This window comes from Vibrio sp. 3-2(1) (assembly GCF_963887575.1).
GTDB classification, from domain to species: Bacteria; Pseudomonadota; Gammaproteobacteria; order Enterobacterales; family Vibrionaceae; genus Vibrio; species Vibrio anguillarum.
Map to the genome: position 1 here is coordinate 1 of NZ_CAWPGB010000039.1, position 2,157 is coordinate 2,157.

The window sequence follows — 2,157 nt, forward strand, 5'->3', positions numbered from 1 at the left end:
GTGCGACGTGAGGTCGTATGAAGCGCTGTTCACCGCTTAATGTGTGAACCATCTGTATCACCAGATGAACCTAGGACTCTGAATAAAGTAGCGAGTCTGACAATGTAACGAAGACTGGTCATGCACCAGTCGGGATCTAAATCGCGAGAGAACGATCCTCCTGATAACCACAATCGGGTGAGTGCTAGGTAGTCAGCATGATGAACATAAGTGAATCCGCATAAGGTGCGTTATATGATGAATCAGCGGAAGTGGTTAATACGCTGTGGCCAAAAGGCATGAGAGTCGGAAAGAGATTGCCCCGTGCTCTTTCGTGATCGTTGAACTCTCCGCACTATAGCGGGCATCTACACTGACATTGCGCGACATACGGAACACGGTAAGCCTGTATCACTCCCTCTGGGAAAGCCTTCGTGGCCGATAGTGATGCAGGTATAGGAGGTTGGAAAAAGCGAAGGCTGCATTGTAACGATGCAGATACAGATTCATATCTGATCACGAAAGTGGGCTGACTTCCGACTGGTCTTCCGTTGCAAGAGAATTTGAAGAACTTTATTCAAGGAGAAACGCAAATGATGATTTCAAAAGAGATTAGTGCCTCTCCTGACAGTGCTCAATGGCAATCCACCAATTGGAAAGACGTTGAATCTCATGTTTTAAAGCTTCAGATGCGTATTGCAAAGGCAACACGAGAAGGTAAACACAGCAAAGCGAAAGCGTTGCAGTGGATACTGACTCACTCGCGATCAGCAAAACTTCTTGCTGTTAAGCGGGTATCTCAAAATAAAGGCAGTAAAACGCCTGGAATTGATGGCGTTATCTGGAATACAGATACGCGCCGCATGAAAGCAGTCAATCAATTGAGCAGAAAAGCTTATCAAGCCAAACCGCTCAAGCGTATCTACATCCCCAAGAAAAATGGCAAGCTCAGACCACTGGGTATCCCCTGCATGGCCGATAGAGCGCAGCAAGCGCTTCATCTTCTTGCTCTGGAGCCTGTATCAGAAACACTTGCCGACCCTAACAGCTATGGATTTAGACCAAACCGCAGCACTGCCGATGCAGTCGCACAGTGCTTCAAGTGTCTGGCATTAAAGAAATCAGCTCAATGGGTTCTTGAGGGAGACATCAAAGCCTGTTTCGACAAGATCGGACATCAATGGCTTATGGACAACATTGCCGTAGATAAACGTATGTTGGAACAATGGCTAAAGTCTGGTTTTATAGACAAAGGGTTGTTCTATCGCACTGACGAGGGAACACCACAAGGTGGGGTCATATCTCCGACCTTGATGCTTATGACTCTTGCAGGGCTTGAGCAACGCATAAAGTCTACTGCACTAAAAAAGGGTGCTAGAGCCAACTTTATTGGATACGCCGACGATTTCGTCGTCACCTGTGCTTCAAAGGAAGTGCTGGAGAACGATATTAAACCGTTGATTGCTGATTTCTTAGCAGAAAGAGGCTTAACACTCTCCGAAGAGAAAACGCACATTACCCATATCAGCCGTGGTTTTGACTTCCTAGGTTTTAATCATAGGAAGTACAAAGGAAAACTGCTCATTAAACCGAGTAAATCCAACACTTTGATGCTCTTGAGTAACTTGCGCGAACTCATCAAAAAGCACGCAACCATCCCCGTTAACGATTTAATCAAGTTGATAAATCCGAAACTCAGGGGTTGGTCGAATTACTATCGACACTGCGTTGCAAAACAGGTATTCGGATTTGTAGGTCACAAGCTATTCCATACGTTATGGCGCTGGGCTAAAAGGCGTCATCCAACAAAATCTAGAACTTGGATCGCCCTTAAATACTTCATCAACCGTCAAGGTCAATGGCAATTTCACGGTTGGCAGAAGATCATGAATATGGATTGTCAGCTCAATCTGTTCCAAATAGCTAAGGTGCCAATAGAGAGACATGTGAAAATCAGGAGTGCCGCTACGCCTTTTGATCCTCAATACCAAGAATACTTGGCTAAGAGAAAATCAAAGAAGCCATGCCGTAACTCTTGGCATGAGCCTGCTCTCGCTGCTTTATAAGTTGCTGGGTGCCATCAGGTGCCTTTGTGAAGGCTTGAGCCTAGTGCGGTGAAAGTTGCACGCTGGGTTCTTAGAGGGACGACACTTGGTAACAGGTGTCGTCTACTCGACA

The 2,157-nt window shown here is 46.0% G+C and carries 1 protein-coding gene; it reads left to right on the forward strand.

Features of this window, described 5'->3' with window-relative positions; all coding sequences use genetic code 11:
* The first annotated feature begins 572 nt into the window (after positions 1-572).
* Positions 573-2,045: a group II intron reverse transcriptase/maturase gene (gene ltrA / locus AACQ79_RS13060; protein WP_170899891.1), complete on the forward strand. Its 1,473-nt coding sequence runs from the start codon at positions 573-575 to the stop codon at positions 2,043-2,045.
* Positions 2,046-2,157 lie beyond the last annotated feature (112 nt).

What these genes read in the sequence shown, in the direction of transcription:
- ltrA (WP_170899891.1), top strand. Translation starts at nt 573, where the DNA reads ATGATGATTTCAAAAGAGATTAGTGCCTCTCCTGACAGTGCTCAATGG.